This is a genomic window from Azonexus hydrophilus, assembly GCF_001956855.1.
GTDB classification, from domain to species: domain Bacteria; phylum Pseudomonadota; class Gammaproteobacteria; order Burkholderiales; family Rhodocyclaceae; genus Azonexus; species Azonexus hydrophilus_A.
Genome location: NZ_MTHD01000004.1, coordinates 1 through 17,032 on the forward strand (window position 1 = coordinate 1; position 17,032 = coordinate 17,032).

General features: G+C 56.2%; 18 protein-coding genes. 9 read left to right on the forward strand and 9 right to left on the reverse strand.

Features of this window, described 5'->3' with window-relative positions; all coding sequences use genetic code 11:
• The first annotated feature begins 430 nt into the window (after positions 1-430).
• Entirely contained in the window at positions 431-1,753 is a 1,323-nt protein-coding gene (locus BJN45_RS11300; RefSeq protein WP_083651238.1) for a M23 family metallopeptidase, read from the forward strand.
• Positions 1,754-1,906: 153 nt separating this feature from the next.
• Here the strand turns inward: BJN45_RS11300 and erpA are convergent, their stop codons facing one another.
• The 5 genes from erpA to rplM all read right to left on the reverse strand — a co-directional run bounded on the left by erpA (position 1,907) and on the right by rplM (position 4,474).
• Positions 1,907-2,257: an iron-sulfur cluster insertion protein ErpA gene (gene erpA, locus BJN45_RS11305; RefSeq protein ID WP_076095329.1), complete on the reverse strand. Its 351-nt coding sequence runs from the start codon at positions 2,255-2,257 to the stop codon at positions 1,907-1,909.
• A gap of 59 nt (positions 2,258-2,316) precedes the next feature.
• Positions 2,317-2,718 (reverse strand): bactofilin family protein, encoded by a 402-nt coding sequence (locus tag BJN45_RS11310; RefSeq protein WP_076095331.1) that lies wholly within the window; start codon positions 2,716-2,718, stop codon positions 2,317-2,319.
• Positions 2,719-2,766: 48 nt separating this feature from the next.
• Positions 2,767-3,549, reverse strand: a complete 783-nt coding sequence (locus BJN45_RS11315; RefSeq protein ID WP_139326344.1) for a DUF6776 family protein — start codon at positions 3,547-3,549, stop codon at positions 2,767-2,769.
• 94 nt (positions 3,550-3,643) lie between these two features.
• Complete coding sequence (rpsI, locus tag BJN45_RS11320; RefSeq protein ID WP_076095335.1) at positions 3,644-4,036, reverse strand: 30S ribosomal protein S9; 393 nt, start codon at positions 4,034-4,036, stop codon at positions 3,644-3,646.
• Between the two features lie 9 nt (positions 4,037-4,045).
• Complete coding sequence (rplM, locus tag BJN45_RS11325; RefSeq protein WP_076095336.1) at positions 4,046-4,474, reverse strand: 50S ribosomal protein L13; 429 nt, start codon at positions 4,472-4,474, stop codon at positions 4,046-4,048.
• 502 nt (positions 4,475-4,976) lie between these two features.
• On the opposite strand from rplM, the gene BJN45_RS11330 reads away from it, so the two are divergent.
• The gene (locus BJN45_RS11330) at positions 4,977-5,405 is read left to right on the forward strand and encodes an OsmC family protein (RefSeq protein ID WP_076095338.1); all 429 of its coding nucleotides are present in this window, start codon (positions 4,977-4,979) and stop codon (positions 5,403-5,405) included.
• On the opposite strand, the gene coq7 is transcribed toward BJN45_RS11330, so the two are convergent.
• From coq7 to BJN45_RS11345, 3 genes are read right to left on the reverse strand one after another with little or no spacing between them, the layout of a single operon-like run.
• A complete protein-coding gene (gene coq7 / locus BJN45_RS11335) occupies positions 5,406-6,029 on the reverse strand; it encodes a 2-polyprenyl-3-methyl-6-methoxy-1,4-benzoquinone monooxygenase (RefSeq protein ID WP_076095339.1) in 624 nt (207 codons plus the stop codon).
• 3 nt (positions 6,030-6,032) lie between these two features.
• Positions 6,033-6,545 (reverse strand): CNP1-like family protein, encoded by a 513-nt coding sequence (locus BJN45_RS11340; protein ID WP_083651286.1) that lies wholly within the window; start codon positions 6,543-6,545, stop codon positions 6,033-6,035.
• Between the two features lie 8 nt (positions 6,546-6,553).
• Complete coding sequence (locus BJN45_RS11345) at positions 6,554-7,105, reverse strand: RNA pyrophosphohydrolase (RefSeq protein WP_076095341.1); 552 nt, start codon at positions 7,103-7,105, stop codon at positions 6,554-6,556.
• 124 nt (positions 7,106-7,229) lie between these two features.
• Here BJN45_RS11345 and BJN45_RS11350 point away from each other — a divergent pair, with 124 nt between their 5' ends.
• The gene (locus BJN45_RS11350) at positions 7,230-8,960 is read left to right on the forward strand and encodes a proline--tRNA ligase (protein WP_076095343.1); all 1,731 of its coding nucleotides are present in this window, start codon (positions 7,230-7,232) and stop codon (positions 8,958-8,960) included.
• The gene (locus tag BJN45_RS11355) at positions 8,948-9,562 is read left to right on the forward strand and encodes a lytic transglycosylase domain-containing protein (RefSeq protein WP_076095344.1); all 615 of its coding nucleotides are present in this window, start codon (positions 8,948-8,950) and stop codon (positions 9,560-9,562) included. The genes BJN45_RS11350 and BJN45_RS11355 overlap by 13 nt, the downstream gene beginning before the upstream one ends.
• Here the strand turns inward: BJN45_RS11355 and ffh are convergent, their stop codons facing one another.
• Positions 9,563-10,933: a signal recognition particle protein gene (gene ffh / locus BJN45_RS11360; protein ID WP_076095346.1), complete on the reverse strand. Its 1,371-nt coding sequence runs from the start codon at positions 10,931-10,933 to the stop codon at positions 9,563-9,565.
• A 29-nt stretch (positions 10,934-10,962) separates the two neighbouring features.
• On the opposite strand from ffh, the gene BJN45_RS11365 reads away from it, so the two are divergent.
• From BJN45_RS11365 to BJN45_RS11385, 5 genes are read left to right on the forward strand one after another with little or no spacing between them, the layout of a single operon-like run.
• A complete protein-coding gene (locus BJN45_RS11365) occupies positions 10,963-11,802 on the forward strand; it encodes a cytochrome C assembly family protein (RefSeq protein ID WP_076095348.1) in 840 nt (279 codons plus the stop codon).
• A 1-nt stretch (position 11,803) separates the two neighbouring features.
• Positions 11,804-13,111, forward strand: a complete 1,308-nt coding sequence (locus BJN45_RS11370) for an HlyC/CorC family transporter (protein WP_076095350.1) — start codon at positions 11,804-11,806, stop codon at positions 13,109-13,111.
• A 42-nt stretch (positions 13,112-13,153) separates the two neighbouring features.
• A complete protein-coding gene (gene pilB, locus BJN45_RS11375) occupies positions 13,154-14,869 on the forward strand; it encodes a type IV-A pilus assembly ATPase PilB (protein ID WP_076095352.1) in 1,716 nt (571 codons plus the stop codon).
• Positions 14,870-14,886: 17 nt separating this feature from the next.
• Complete coding sequence (locus tag BJN45_RS11380) at positions 14,887-16,116, forward strand: type II secretion system F family protein (RefSeq protein ID WP_076095354.1); 1,230 nt, start codon at positions 14,887-14,889, stop codon at positions 16,114-16,116.
• Positions 16,116-16,964, forward strand: a complete 849-nt coding sequence (locus BJN45_RS11385; RefSeq protein ID WP_430793435.1) for a prepilin peptidase — start codon at positions 16,116-16,118, stop codon at positions 16,962-16,964. Before BJN45_RS11380 ends, BJN45_RS11385 begins: the two co-directional genes overlap by 1 nt.
• The last annotated feature ends 68 nt before the right edge of the window (positions 16,965-17,032 follow it).

Sequence of the window (17,032 nt, forward strand, 5' to 3'; positions counted from 1 at the left end):
CTATCGGTTGTCCAAACTTTTAAAGAACATCGCCGCGCCGTCTTAAACATCAATTCGTCTGCAGCAGAGAAGCGAGATTATGTAACACTTCCTCACTTCCGTCAAGCTTTTCAGTAAAAAATTTTCTACCGAACCGCCTCACTACTTCCTCCCTCACGCCGCCGAAAACCCCGGCACCGCAAGGAAGGTGCGCATTCTACCCATCACAAAAATTCCGTCAATACCTTTTTGAAAATTATTTGACCAAACCTCAAGAGAATAGCCATGCAGAACATTTCCACACCCAAAGCAGGAGACGACTCCCATATATAGAGAGGAAAAACACTGCCCTAGAACACCGAAGCGCAGATCAGTACTTCGAGTATCTTTAGGATGAGCGGGATGCTCTGATAAAATCACGGCTGATTTTCGAGGCAACACTAGGGACTCAATGAAAAAGCAGGGCACCTCTCCCCTCCCGCGGCCCCGAACCACGGCCCCCGCATCACACCCGATTCAAGCCATCGCACTCGGCACCATCTTGGCTGCCGCATTCGCAACCGCGCTCGCGGTCGCCCCCGGCAGCAGCAGCGACAACCTCAAACAACAAACAATTGTTGAGACGCTTGAAATCGCTCCTCCTTTCATACTGGACAATTCGGAGCAAGTATTTTTCTCGGAAGCGACCATACAAAGAGGTGACACATTGCAGCGCCTGCTTGGACGCTTGAACATCTCCGATAGCGATGCAGCGTCCTTTCTTCGCTCCTCCCCCCTGACCTCGGCTATCCGCCGCGAATTCATCGCTGGCCGCACAGCCGCCGCCAGCGCATCGGGAGACGGCAAACTGCTCAGCTTCTACTTTCCCCTCGGCGACAAGGAAACCGCTCTCACCATCAAGCGTATCGGCTCGGAGTTTCGTGCTGAGATTGTTGCCGAAAGACCGGAAATTCACATTGAAACCAAAACAGCAAGGATAGAAAGCTCACTCTTCGGCGCCACCGATGCAGCAGGAATCCCTGACAGCATAGCAATTCTGATGGCAGAAATTTTTGGCAGTGAAATCGACTTTCACTCTGATCTACGCAAAGACGACCGCTTCACCGTTAGCTACGAAATGCGCTATCTGCAGGGACAGCCCATACGCACCGGCAAAGTTGTCGCGGCAGAATTTGTCAACAACGGAAAGACAAGCCGCGCCATCTGGTTTGACCACGGCAACGAACAGGGGGAATACCTGACCCCAGAGGGCAAACCGCTAAGAAAAGCCTTCCTTCGATCGCCTTTGGAGTTTTCCAGAATCAGCTCAGGCTTCAGTAGACGCTTCCACCCCATACTGAAAACTTGGCGAGCACACCAGGGGGTTGATTATGCCGCACCAACAGGAACCCCCATTCGAGCAACAGCCAATGCCAGCGTGGACTTCGTCGGAACCCAGCGCGGCTATGGGAAAACCGTTGTACTCAAGCACGACGGCAAGCACACCACTCTTTACGCCCATCTCTCCAGATTCAGCCCTGGCGTGCGCAAAGGCGCCCGCGTCAATCAAGGCGAAACAATCGGCTATGTCGGACAGACCGGCTGGGCAACAGGACCACACCTCCATTACGAATTCAGGATCAACAACACCCCGGTAAACCCGCTGTCAGCCAAACTTCCTATCGAATCAGCAAGCCTGGATGCAAAACAACTCGCACTGTTCAAACAACAAAGCAGCGCCAAGCTTGCTGCGCTTGAAAGAATGAACGAGTCCAGTATTGCCTATCTTGAATAACGCCTGCTGAAGACCAGACACCAGAACCGGCATTGAAACCCTCTTCGCTCCACAATCAAAAACGCCCGACGAAGCTCATCGGGCGTTTTTGACATCTGGACCCAACCTTATCGGCAGGTACAAAGTTGCATCATCAGGACGGCCAAGCTTTTCTCACGCAGAGAACGATGACCCACAACCACACGTAGAAGTTGCATTAGGATTTCGGATGACAAACTGCGACCCCTCCAACCCTTCCGTATAGTCAATTTCTGCACCGACGAGATACTGGTAGCTCATCGGATCAATGAGCAGTTGAACACCATTTTTTTCCATCGTAGTGTCGTCATCAGCTACTTCCTCGTCAAAAGTGAAACCGTACTGAAAACCAGAACAGCCCCCACCGGTAACGAATACACGCAACTTCAAATCGGCATTACCTTCCTCTTCAATCAGTTCCTTTACCTTGTTTGCAGCACTATCGGTAAAGACAATTGGCGAAAGGCTTTCAGCAACAGCGTTCATGGAGCACTCCTAAATATTGGTTCCAAAATTGTAGATCGTAATCAGCCCACTCATGGGGCTTAGTCTTCTGGCAGCACATTTGGTTCCAAAACAGACTTGTGCTCATGAACCAGACGCCCCTCAATGACAGCCCCCTGATGCATTTCGATCGCAGCGTAGGTGACGTCACCCACAATCCGGGCCTTTGGCTGCATTTCAAGACTCTCGGCCACCGAAACCGGACCGACAACCACCCCGTTCAATACCAGATGCGCCACAGAGACCGCACCTTCGATACGCGCCTGATCGCTGACTACCAGCGTTGATGATGAGGCTCCGGAAACAGCCTCAACACTGCCACGCACCTCGCCATCCACGCGCAAGCCTCCACTGAAACGGATCTTTCCCTCGATGCAGGTACCAGCACCGATCAAGCTATCAATTCTGGCCTGAGCGCCAGCAGAATTTTTCTTTCCAAACATCAGGCCTCCTTAGTTCAGCAGGGATTCAGAGCACTGAAAACCAGGCAATCACAAATTAGCAACTTGCTTCGTCACCAGTTTACCAGCCTGCAACAAGCGCGCCTCAACAGAAATCAAAGTCGCACCTGCCGGTAGTTCGATTACCCCCTCGCGCCGAAGAAAATGCTGAACTTCAACAACACCATCCTTGCGGCCAGGCAGCACCAGTTGCCGCAAAGCACCATCCGGCAAACGGTAAGCGGCAACCACCTCATACACCCCACGAAACCCCCCACCACGTTGCGCAGCCTGATATGCCAACAACAGACGATAGCGATAACGCGTTGACGCCTCGGACAGTACGCGAAAGCTCTCGATTCGGACCAGCGACTCCTGACCGGCAACCGGTATCAGTCTCTCGAAGATAAGCATATCTTCCTTGAGAGCCGAATTTTCGGCCTCCAACTCCTGAATGCGCGCAACCAATTGTTGCTGAGCCGCACGTTCCATATTTACTGCATTCTGACCAGTACCAACACTCGAGCGCAACAAGGCCAATTCCCCCTGCTGAGCCCTCAGCTGCTCCTTTAGGTCCGCCAATTGGCTACCCCCCAGGAAACCGCCAAAGTGAAAAACCCATATGACAACAGCAAAAACAGCGGCGGCAAGAAAACTAAAAAACAGAACCCATTGGCGCGGCAAGACACTGCGGACAACAACACGCGGTGCCGAAATACCAAATCGGTGCCTGAATCGTTTCAGGCGAAGACTTACAGCAGGAGTGGGCATCAAAGAAATGGGATCTGCGGCTAAAAAAACCGCTGCGAAGCACTCAGAAAGCCAGGAAAGCATCGCCTCACTGACGCCCCGTAGCAGGGAGCCAATAATAACCCGATGCCCGCAAACAAAAAAGCCGCCCAAAGGCGGCTTTTTCCTGCGTGAATAATCAACGCTTGGAGAACTGCTTCCGGCGGCGAGCCTTGTGGAAACCCACCTTCTTACGCTCGACCTCACGTGCATCACGGGTAACGAACCCAGCCTTCGACAACGCCGGCTTCAGCGCTGCGTCGTATTCGATGAGCGCGCGGGTTATACCGTGACGGACAGCACCAGCCTGACCAGATTCGCCACCACCGGTAACATTAACCTTGATGTCAAAACCATTGAGTTGCTCAACCAGCGCAAGCGGCTGACGAACAATCATGCGACCGGTTTCACGCGAGAAAAACTGGTCAACCGGCTTGCCATTGACAACGATGGCACCCGAACCACGCTTCATGAAAACACGAGCAACGGCGCTCTTGCGACGACCGGTACCGTAAAAATAACTTTCTGCCATGATGACCCCTTAGATTTCCAGAGCCTTCGGCTGCTGGGCGGTGTGAGGATGCTGATCGCCGGCATAGCACTTAAGCTTCTTCAGCATGGCGTAGCCCAAGGGCCCCTTGGGCAGCATACCCTTGACAGCAGTTTCCAGAGCACGCCCCGGAAAACGTTGCTGCATCTTCTTGAAGTTGGTTTCCTTGATACCGCCGGGATAGCCAGTATGACGATAGTACTTCTTGTCGTCAGCCTTGTTGCCGGTTACGGTAATCTTGTCCACGTTGGTCACGACGATGAAATCGCCGGTATCAACGTGCGGAGTGTAAATAGCCTTGTGCTTGCCACGGAGGCGGCGAGCAATTTCGGTAGCGAGGCGGCCGAGCACCTTGTCTGTGGCGTCTACCACAAACCACTCGCGCTTCACCTCATGTGGCTTGGCGGAAAACGTTTTCATGTGTGTGCCGTCCTGAGAAAATTGGGCGCAGATTTGAGAAAGCCGTGGATTTTAACCACACATATCCACAATGTCAATCAACAAATCACTTTGACTCAACACGCAGACAAAAAAAACGCGGCTCGCTGAGCCGCGTTAAATCCACACCAAAGGAGGAGGGTGGAGGAGACAAATCTGAACTGAAGGCAAAAAGAAGAAAGCCATCACAGTTCGTACGCTTCACATTCTGCCCAAACACAAGACGAGACGCAAGACAAATTTGTGCGACGCACAACCACTTGATAAATGCGCAAATAATATATAATTATCTTATTTAATTTATTGAATAAATTGAATATTTTAAATTTTTACGAAACATATATCCATTGGTTTAATCCAATGGCACAACCCTGCCGCACTATCATCCGCCACACTTTATGCTGCGCCGCAACAAGCCGGGTACATCACACAATAGCGTTCCGAATCCGCTAGAATTCACCGCCAGAACAAGCGGAGATGAATAATGGACTGCACAGTACGATGGATGGGAAATGAAGCCGGGATGTCTTTTGTGGCAGAGACCGGCAGTGGCCATGCGTTCGTTATGGACGGAGCACCGGAAGCCGGCGGGCGAAACCTCGGCCCCAGACCAATGGAAACCGTACTTGCCGGAACAGGCGGATGCTCTGCCTTCGACGTCGTCATGATCCTGAAAAAAGGCCGCCAGGCCGTCACTGCCTGCGACGTGAAGCTATCAGCAGAGCGCGCCGAAAGCGACCCGAAGGTCTTCACGAGAATACACTTCCACTATCGCGTCAGAGGTCACCAGCTAAAGCCGGAAGCCGTTGCCAGGGCAATCGAATTATCCAAGGAAAAATACTGCTCTGCCTCGATCATGCTGGCAAAATCCGCCGAAATTACTGCCGACTTCGAAATCGTCGAAGAGGCCTGATCAGAAGCGGTAAGCCAACCCGGTCATCACCTTGGCCATTGCCCGCATCCCGAAACGGACGGGCTCCGGCAGTTCGGCAGCGCCAAAATGCACAGCCATTTCCGCGTGCTGTATTTCGTCGAGGCGCATCTGGTCGACAATTGCCTTGGAACGCTCGTCCTCTTCCGGCAAATCTTCCAGATGACGATTCAAGTGGGCCTCAACCTGACGCTCGGTTTCTGCGAGAAAACCGAGGTTCCACTTGTCGCCGAGCACGCCGGCAACAATACCGAGCGACAATGAGCCCATGTACCAGAGCGGATTCAGCAGACTCTTTCGCCCCCCGAGTTCGCCGATACGCTGCTCGGTCCACGCCAGATGCTCAGTTTCTTCTTCTGCCGCCTTGCGCAAGGCGTCGCGCACGTGGGGCTGCCTTGATGTCAGCGACTGCCCCTGATAGAGAGCCTGCGCGCACACCTCCCCGCAATGGTTCACCCGCATCAGACCCGCAGCATGTCGACGCTGCTGATCGCTCAATTCAACATCAAGCAACTCAGCCCCAGGCACTGGACGCTGACTGCGCGCTGGTGCCGCAAGCGTCCGCAAGGCCCGATCACACTCGAGAATCAAAAAATCGATCGACATGGCTCACCACAAAATGTTTGACGGGTGCCCACCTCGGCGCAACGCATCCAGCGCCTCAGCCTCATCTCTGACAATTACACCACCCGGACAAAAATGATCAAGGAAAAGTGCTGCATGCTGCCGTGCCGGGGCAATATCACGGATACGCTCCCAAGCATTGTTTCGCGATTTCGACCACCCACCATCATGGCGCCCGGACGCATATATGCGTCGCTCCCGCGTTGCGCAGCGAATACCTTCGTAGGTCACATTGCGCGCGCCGCCGTGCGTCTCCACCAGAAGAATGTAGCGCACCACTCCGTCCGCACCTACCGACAGAGACGCAGAGTCCACAAAAAATTTGTTGCGACTGGCCGCGCTGACAAAAAAAGGCAGCATCGATTCCTGCTTTGGCGCAGCCGGCAAGACCACTGCGATCTCCTGCCATTGGCGTGTTTCGTATTCCTCGTCAAAATTGGCCAATGCTGGAAACGCAAAAAACGCTCCGCACACAACAGATACGAAAAACTTGTTCACAAGCCGCCTCACAGTTTGGCCTCACCGTCCGGAAACACCGGCAGATTCTCACCCTCGACGCCTCGGGGCAATCTCGCTTGGCGGCGGTCCTGTTCAAGAAAACGCACCAGCTCATTCAAGGCCTGCTGATAGACCCCGCGCTTGAATTCGATGACAGCATCCAGCGGCACCCAGTAGTCATTCCAGCGCCAGGCGTCGAACTCCGGTTTCGCCGTGGCACGCAAACTGACATCGCTATCCCGACCTACGAGACGCAATAAAAACCAGATCTGCTTCTGGCCCTTGTAGGAACCGCGCCATTCGCGCTTGATCCATTGATTCGGCACTTCATAACGCAGCCAGCCCTTGGTCCGTCCGAGAATGCGCACGTGCTCGGGACGCAGCCCGACCTCTTCGTGCAGTTCCCGGTACATCGCTTCTTCAGGGGTTTCCCCCCGCTTGATGCCACCTTGTGGAAACTGCCAGGAATGTTCACGTATGCGCTTGCCCCAGAAGACCTCGTTTTTGGCGTTGCAAAGAATGATGCCGACGTTCGGGCGAAAGCCTTCGCGGTCGAGCATAGAAAACCTGCTAAAAATATTGGGTTACCCCGATTCTTTCACAAAGGGCGTCGATACGCAAAAAGGCGGCAAAGAACGGGCTCCGTGTAAAATCCTGTTTTTGCCACGAATTCAAGAGCATCCCATGCGCACTTCGCAGTTCTTCTTCACCACTCTCAAGGAAGCCCCGGCCGACGCCGAAGTCATCAGCCAGAAAATGATGCTGCGTGCCGGCTATATCAAGCGTGCCGCCGCCGGCATTTACACCTGGATGCCACTCGGCCTGCGCGTATTGCGCAAGGTCGAGAACATCGTCCGCGAGGAAATGAACGCCGCCGGCGCACTGGAATTGCTGATGCCGGCCGTCCAGCCTTTCGAACTGTGGGAAGAATCCGGGCGCGGCCCGGCCTACGGCCCGGAATTGCTGCGCTTCAAGGACCGCCACCAGCGCGATTTCGTTATCGGCCCGACGCACGAGGAAGTGATCACCGACGTCGTCCGCCGCGACGTCAAGAGCTACCGCCAGTTGCCGATCCACCTGTACCAGATCCAGACCAAGTTCCGCGACGAGATCCGCCCGCGCTTCGGCGTCATGCGCGGTCGCGAGTTCCTGATGAAGGACGGCTACTCGTTCCATACTTCGTTCGACGATCTGGTACGCGAATACGGCAACATGTACGCGACCTACAGCCGCATCTTCACCCGCCTCGGCCTGAAATTCCGCGCCGTTGCAGCTGACACCGGTTCAATTGGCGGTGACGGCTCGCACGAATTCCACGTGCTGGCCGATTCCGGCGAGGACGACATCGCCTTCTGCCCGGATTCAGATTACGCCGCCAACGTCGAGCTGGCCGAGGCAGTTGCCCCGGCTTCGCCGCGTGCTGTCGCCGGCAAGGCAATGGAGAAGATCGCCACCCCGGGCAAGATGGCCTGCGCCGATGTCGCCGCGTTTCTGGCGGTCGATATCAGGAACATCGTCAAAACCATCGCTGTCGTCAGCGAACAGGAAGATGGCGGCAAGAAGTTCGCGCTGCTGCTGTTGCGTGCCGACCACGAGATGAACGAAATCAAGGCAGGCAAGATTGGCGCACTCGGCACTTTCCGTTTTGCTTCCGACAGTGAAGTCCAGGAAACCCTTGGCTGCATTCCCGGTTTTATCGGCCCAGTTGCGGTCGACCGCGAAAAAGTGGCAATTTTCGCCGACCGTACGGTCGCCGCGATGAGTGATTTCGTCTGTGGCGCCAACGAAGCCGGCTTCCATCTGAGCGGCGTCAATTTCGGCCGCGACCTGCCGGAGCCGGAAGTCTTCGACATCCGTAACGTCGTCGCTGGCGATCCGTCGCCGGATGGCAAGGGAACGCTGGAAATCTGCCGCGGCATCGAAGTCGGTCACATCTTCCAGTTGCGCACCAAATACGCCAAGGCGCTCAACTGCGCCTTCCTCGATGAGCAGGGCAAGAGCCAGATCATGGAGATGGGCTGCTATGGCATCGGCGTCTCGCGCATCGTCGGTGCCGCCATCGAACAGGGCAACGACGAGAAGGGCATCATCCTGCCACCGGCCATCGCCCCGTTCGCCGTCTGCATCGTCCCCATGGGCTACCACAAGAGCGAGGCGGTCAAGGCCGCTGCTGACCAACTCTACGCAGAACTCAAGCAACTCGGTATCGACGTCGTCCTCGACGACCGCAACGAGCGTCCTGGTGTCATGTTCGCCGACATGGAACTGATCGGCATCCCGCACCGCGTGGTCATCGGTGAGCGCGGCCTGAAGGACGGACAGTTCGAGTACAAGGGCCGCACCGACGCCGAGGCGACAATGGTTGCGCAAGGGGAGATCGTCGGCATGCTGCAAGGGAAACTGTGCGCCGCCTGATCGGAACACTGTTGCTGACTTGCTGGGCGTCCGCCGTACTGGCCGGCGCCCAGCAATACGAACCGATGTCGGCCAGCGTCCGGGCAGCCTTGCACGAGGCCGTCTCGGACAGCCGACCACAGGTCAGTTCGTTCAAATCCCCGCTGGAAGCCGCCGACTGGCTGGCCGAGATGTCGAAGCGCCTGGAAAAACGCATTCCGAACCGTGACTATCGCATCGACCTGCTGCGCAGCATCCATTACGAAGCCACCCGTGCCGGCCTGGACCCGCACCTGGTGCTTGGACTGATCCAGGTCGAAAGCGCCTTCCGGAAATACGCCGTGTCATCGGTCGGCGCCCGCGGCTACATGCAGGTCATGCCATTCTGGCTCAAGGTCATCGGCCGGCCGGACGACAACCTGTTCGACCTGCGCACCAACCTGCGCTACGGTTGCACGATCCTGCGCCACTACCTCGACATCGAAAAGGGCGACCTGTTCCGCGCCCTCGGCCGCTACAACGGCAGCCTGGGCAAGGCTGAATATCCCAACATGGTCCGCAACGCCTGGCAGAACAACTGGGGCTACAGCAAGAACCCCGAACTGGCCAGCAACAGCAACTGATCAGCGGCCGAAACCGCCGCCCATGCCGGGAAGCATGCCCTTCATGCCGCGCATCAGCTTGCCCATGCCGCCCTTGGTGAACTGCTTCATCATTTTCTGCGTCTGCTCGAACTGGTTGAGCAGGCGATTCACGTCCTGGACCTGTACGCCTGCGCCCATGGCAATACGCCGCTTGCGGCTGGCCTTGATCAATTCGGGCTTGGCGCGCTCGGTCGGTGTCATCGAATTGATGATGCCTTCAACCCGCCCGACCATCTTGTTTTCCGCGCCAGCCGGCAGCTGACCGGCAGCCTGCGCGATCTGCGCCGGCATCTTGTCCATCAGCGCGGACAAACCGCCCATGTTGCGCATCTGCGCCATCTGATCCTTGAAGTCATTGAGGTCGAAGCCCTTGCCGGATTTCAGCTTCTTGGCAAAAGCGACGGCTTTTTCCTCGTCAAGTCCCTTGCGCGCTTCCTCGATCAACGACAGTACGTCGCCCATACCCAGGATGCGCGATGCCATCCGCTCCGGGTGGAAAGCCTCCAGCCCGCTCAGCTTTTCGCCGACACCGGCGAATTTGATCGGTTTGCCGGTGATGTGCCGGACCGACAGGGCCGCACCACCACGTGCATCGCCGTCCAGCTTGGTCAGCACGACACCGGTCAGCGGCAGCGCCTCGTTGAAGGCTTTGGCTGTATTCACTGCATCCTGGCCGAGCATCGCATCGACGACGAACAGGGTCTCGATCGGGTTGATCGCCGCGTGCAGACGCTTGATTTCCGCCATCATTTCCTCGTCGACCGCAAGACGGCCAGCGGTATCGACAAGCAGTACATCATGGTAGTGACGCTTGGCCCAGTCGATGGCCCCGGCAGCGATCGCCTCCGGCTTTTCGCCAACGGCGGAAGGGAAGAAATCAACGCCGGCCTGGCCTGCCACCGACTTCAACTGCTCGATTGCCGCCGGACGGTAAACGTCACAGGAAACGACCAGCACCTTCTTCTTGTGGTTTTCCTTGAGGAACTTGGCCAGTTTGCCGACCGTGGTCGTCTTGCCGGCCCCCTGCAAACCTGCCATCAGCACAATGGCCGGTGGCTGGGTATTGAAGTTGATGCCTTCGTGGGCATCGCCCATGATCTTCGTCAGTTCGCCGTGGACGACACCGATCAAGGCCTGCCCCGGATTAAGCGAGCCGATGACTTCCTGGCCGACCGCCTTTTCCTTTACCGCGGCAATGAAATCCTTGACCACCGGCAAGGCCACGTCGGCCTCCAGCAGGGCCATGCGCACTTCGCGCAAGGCATCGGCAATATTGGTTTCGGTCAGGCGGGCTTCGCCCTTCAGCGTCTTCATGACGCGGGCAAGGCGCGTGGTCAGGTTGTCGAGCATGTCAGATAGGCTTCTAGTAGAATTCGCGAATGGTCGACATTGTAATTCAGCTTCTCCCACATATCCTCGCCGCCCTGATCTATGCGGCGCTCGGACTCCATTTCTGGAACACCCGCTGGCGCGACCACGAAGAACAATGTGTCGCCTGCCCGATGCTGCACTGGGAACGTACAGCGATCGGCTTTGCGCTTGCCATTCACGCATACGGACTGTTCAACGCGTTACTCAGTCACGACGGCATGCATTTTTCGTTTGGCCTCGCACTATCGCTGATGATGTGGCTGGCAGTACTGATCTACTGGCTTGAAAGCTTCATGGCCCGCATGGAGGGCATGCAGCCGATGGTCCTGCCTCTGGCAGCAGTCTGCGCCATCCTGCCGGCAATCTTCCCGACCAATCATGTCGTTGCCCATGCAGGCGCGACCGGCTTCCAGTTCCACTTCCTGGCTGCCATGCTCGCCTACAGCCTGCTGACCCTGGCCGCGCTGCATGCAATCTTCATGGGATTCACGGAGAATGCACTGCACCGACGCACCATCAAGCGCAGCCTGGCCAGCCTGCCGTCGCTGATGGCCATGGAATCCCTTCTTTTCCGCATGTTGATGCTGGGTTTCATCCTCCTGACGCTGGCTGTCGGCAGTGGCCTGCTCTTCTCGGAACTGATTTTCGGCAAACCCCTGACGCTCGACCACAAGATTTTCTTTGCCATCGCATCGTGGTGCATCTTCGCCACCCTGCTGTTTGGTCGCCATGTCTGGGGATGGCGAGGAAAACGGGCTCTGCGGCTGACCCTGGCTGGCTTCGGCCTGCTCATTCTCGCTTACTTCGGCAGTCGCTTCGTCGTCGAAATAATCCTCGGCCGTTTCTAACGTGGACAACATTCCACTATCAGCCCAACTGGGTGCGCTGGTCACACTGCTGGCCCTGTCAGCCTTTTTCTCGATGAGCGAGACCGCCATGATGGCGGCAAACCGCTTCCGCTTGCGCCACCTTGCCCAAAACGGCCATCGCGGCGCGCAAAAAGCCATGGCGTTGCTCGACAAGACGGACAAAATGCTGGGCGTCATCCTGCTCGGCAACAATCTGGTCAATGCCGCGGCAGCAACGCTCGTCAGCGTCATTGCCATGGAGCTTTTCGGCGACGAAAAATGGGCGCTGGGTGCCAGCACACTGATCATCACCTTTGCCATTCTGGTGTTTTCGGAAATCACTCCGAAAATCATCGGCGCCTCCTATGCCGACAGGATGGCACTGATCATTGCCTACCTCCTGACACCCTTATTACGCTTCTGTTACCCGATCATCTGGTTTGTCAATCTGTTCGCAGCAGCCATCCTGCGCCTGCTGGGACTTTCCCTGCGGCCGTCTGCCGATTCTGCACGCCTGTCCCCCGAGGAGCTGCGCAGCCTGGTACTTGAATCGTCGAATGTCATCCCGAAGAAACACCAGGCCATCCTGAACAGCCTCTTCGACCTGAACGAAATTACCGTTGAACACATGATGACGCCACGGGGCAGCATCGAGATACTGGATATCGCTCAGGAGTGGGACGAGGTCCATCAGCAACTGATGACCAGTCACCACAGCCGATTGCCGGTTTGCCGGGGCTCACTCGATCAGTTGCTGGGCATCTTGCCGGTCCGCCGCCTGGTTGCCGGCATCGCATCCGCCGAATTCAACGAGTTGGTATTGCTCGAACAACTCCAGCAGCCCTATTACATCCCGGCTGGCACCGCAGTATTCACTCAGTTGGCTTTTTTCCAGGAAAACCGCCAGCGCATCGGATTTGTTGTCGATGAATACGGTGAAATACTTGGCCTGCTGACGCTTGAAGACATCATCGAAGAAATCGTCGGAGACTTCACGACCTCGATTCCGGGACTCGGCGCCGATCTGGATTGGTCAGACGACGGCAGCGTCGTCGTCGAAGGGTCTCGCCAATTGCGCGACCTCAATCGAATGCTCGACCTCGACTTTCCTCTTGATGGCCCCAAAACCCTCAACGGACTGATACTCGAACACTTTCAGGATATCCCCGAAGCCGATGTCAGCTTGAAACTGAACAATGTTGCCGTGGAAATCCTGCAAACACAGGACCGCAGCGTCGTGACGGCCCGGATCTACCGACCGCAGAGCGAAGAGGAGTCGCTCAGTCTTTACAAACCCCCGCCCCCGTAGCATCATCGGGCGATCCATACGGCATCTGAACCCAAAAAATCAATGGCAGCAATCCCTCCGAACTCTCCGCTCAGCGGCTTGGCTCGCGCTCTGGTACAGGCAGGCCGGCTGAAAGAAGCCGAAGCGGAAGAGTTGACGCAACAGGCGCTGGCCGCAAAACTACCATTGATCGAACAGATCATCGTTTCCAAAAAAGCATCGGCAATGGAAATCGCCCGTTTCTCGGCAGAAACGTTCGGCTATCCACTACTTGACCTCAGCGCTTTTGATGAAACACACATCCCGCAGGATGCAATTGACAGAAAACTGATTGCGACACACAAGGTCATCCCGCTCAACAAACGGGGCAACCGCCTGTCCGTTGCCATCGCTGACCCGACAAATCTGCGTGCGCTGGATGAAATCCGCTTTCAAACCGGACTGACCGTCGACCCCATCGTGGTCGAGCATCCAAAGCTGCTCCCGCTGGTCACGAAGTTCTCCGAATCCGCGTCCGATGCATTAAAGAATCTCACCGACGACGACATCAACCTGGACTTTCTCGACGATGAAGCCGCTGCAAAGGCGGACGATGCAGCGGGGCAGGACATCGACGATGCCCCAGTCGTCAAATTCATCCAGAAAATGCTGCTTGATGCAATCAATGACGGTGCATCGGACATCCATTTTGAACCTTACGAAAAATACTATCGCATCCGTTTCCGTGTAGACGGCATCCTTCGCGAAGTAGCCACGCCACCGCTCGCCATCAAGGAAAAGATCGCTTCCCGCATCAAGGTCATTTCCCGATTGAACATTGCAGAAAAACGAGTTCCCCAAGACGGGCGGATGAAACTCGTGATCTCCAAATCTCGCGCAATCGATTTCCGGGTCAGCACGCTACCCACGCTGCAAGGCGAGAAAATTGTTTTGCGGATTCTGGATCCAGCCTCAGCCACCCTCGGCATCGAAGCGCTAGGTTACGAGCCTGAGCAGAAAGCTGTACTGCTTGACGCCATCAACCGCCCGTACGGCATGGTTCTGGTTACAGGCCCCACAGGCTCAGGCAAGACGGTTTCGCTCTATACCTGTCTCAACATCCTGAACAAGGACGGGGTCAACATCGCAACGGCAGAAGACCCTGCAGAAATCAACCTGGCTGGCATCAACCAGGTCAACGTTGATGACCGCGCCGGCCTGACTTTCCCTGTCGCACTGAAAGCCTTCCTGCGACAAGACCCTGACATCATCATGGTTGGCGAAATCCGGGACCTAGAAACAGCTGAGATCGCCATCAAGGCGGCACAAACCGGTCATATGGTGCTATCAACGCTGCACACCAACGACGCCCCCCAAACCCTGACCCGCCTGATGAACATGGGCGTGCCAACCTTCAATATCGCCTCGAGCATCCTGCTGATCACAGCACAGCGCCTTGCTCGGCGCCTGTGCAATTGTAAGCAGCCCATGCATGTACCTGAGCAAACCTTGCTGGAAGCCGGGTTCAAGCAGGAAGACCTGGATGGTAGCTGGACGCTCTACGGCCCGAGCGGTTGTGAACGCTGCAAAGGCAGCGGCTACAAAGGCCGCGTTGGCATTTACCAAGTCATGCCGGTAACCGAGGCCATACAGCGACTGATCATGAGCGGAGCAACCTCCCTTGACCTCGCAGCCCAGGCCAAGGCAGAGGGCGTGAAGGATCTGCGCGAATCCGGCTTGCTCAAGGTAAAGCAGGGGCTCACCTCACTCGACGAAGTACTGAGTACCACCAACGCATAAGCTGAAGGACACCTGCAATGGCAATCACAGCAAAAACAAAAGCCTCTGCCGTCAAGGAAAGCACCTTTCAGTGGGAAGGCCGCAACAAGGACGGGAAGACCGTACGCGGAGAAATCCGTGCTGCCAGCGAGACCGTGGTGCAGACAACATTGCGCCGACAGGGAATCACCAATCCGAAGATCAAGAAGCTTCGGTTCAAGACGGGCGGCAGGGTTAGCGACAAGGACATCACGCTGTTCACACGACAACTGGCCACCATGATGAAGTCCGGCGTCCCGTTGCTGCAATCGTTTGATATCGTTGGCCGCGGACATTCAAACCCGGCCGTCGGCAAACTGTTACTCGACATCAAGGCTGACGTTGAGACCGGCAGCTCGTTGTCCCAAGCTTTTCGCAAGTACCCACTATACTTCGACGCCCTGTTCTGCAATCTGGTTTCGGCGGGTGAACAGGCAGGCATTCTCGACTCTTTGCTTGATCGCTTGGCCACCTACAAGGAAAAGATCCTCGCCATCAAGAGCAAGATCAAGAAAGCCCTGTTCTATCCGATCGCCGTCCTTGTCGTTGCCTTCGTCATCACAGCGGTCATCATGATTTTCGTGATCCCCGCCTTCAAGGAAGTTTTCAACAGTTTTGGTGCCGATCTGCCATTACCAACACTAGTGGTCATCGCCATTTCAGACTTCTTTGTTTCTTACTGGTGGGCCATATTCGGGATCATTGGTGGAAGCATCTATGCTTTTCTGGAAAGCTGGAAACGTTCAGAGAAGGTCCAGATGGTAATGGACCGACTACTGCTCCGCCTGCCAATTTTTGGCGACATCATCCGCAAATCGGTCATCGCCCGCTGGACACGCACCTTGTCCACCATGTTTGCTGCCGGGGTCCCGCTGGTCGAATCACTGGAATCAGTCGGCGGAGCTGCCGGCAACCACGTATACAAGGTTGCCACCCGCCAGATTCAGAGCGAAGTGTCATCAGGCACCAATCTGACGACGGCGATGCAGAACACCAACATCTTCCCCAACATGGTGACGCAAATGGTCTCCATCGGAGAAGAATCCGGCGCGCTGGACTCCATGCTCTCCAAAGTTGCCGATTTCTTCGAACAGGAAGTGGACGACTCTGTCGAAGCCATGTCGAGCCTGATGGAACCGATGATCATGGTCGTTCTTGGCACACTGATCGGCGGCATGGTGGTGGCCATGTATCTGCCTATCTTCAAGATTGGCGCGGTGGTTGGATGATGCCTGATTCCCTGGCGGTTCTGACAATCCTCGGGGGATTGCTGGGACTCTGCGTCGGCAGCTTCCTCAATGTGGTCATTTACCGCCTGCCGAAGATGATGGAGCAGGACTGGCAGTTGCAGTGTGCGGAATTGCGCGGCGAAACCCCGTCGACCGCAACACCGTTCAATCTTGCCCGACCACGCTCGCGCTGCCCGCATTGCGGCCACTCAATCTCAGCACTGGAAAACATCCCTCTGCTCAGCTACCTGCTGATTCTGCGCGGGAAATGTTCCGCTTGCGGCGCAAGAATTTCGTTGCGTTATCCGCTGGTCGAAATCCTGACCGGAGCACTCTCAGCCTATGCCGTATGGCACTTCGGCCCAGGCATCACTGCCGTCGGTGCCATGTTGCTGATCTGGGCCTTGATTGCACTGACTTTCATCGACCTCGATACCCAACTCCTGCCGGACAGCATCACCCTCCCATTGCTCTGGCTGGGGCTTGCATTCAATCTTGAGAGCACCTATACCGATTTGCCATCTGCCGTCATCGGCGCCATGGCCGGTTACCTCGCACTGTGGAGTGTGTTCTGGCTATTCAAGCTGGCCACCGGCAAGGAAGGCATGGGCTACGGCGACTTCAAGCTGCTCGCCGCCCTTGGTGCCTGGCTCGGCTGGCAAATGCTGCCCGCCATCATCCTGCTCTCTTCGGTTGTTGGCGCACTTGCCGGCATCTTGCTGATCATTCTTGCCCGCCACGGACGCAACGTGCCCATTCCCTTTGGTCCGTACCTCGCCGCTGCCGGCCTGATTGCCCTGTTCTGGGGCAAGACATTGACAGAAAGCTATCTCGGCCTCGTCTATTGAAAAAAGACAGCATCGGCCCGATATAAGCATCGCCCCCCTTTCAGTTATAATTCAAGGTTTTGGAGGAT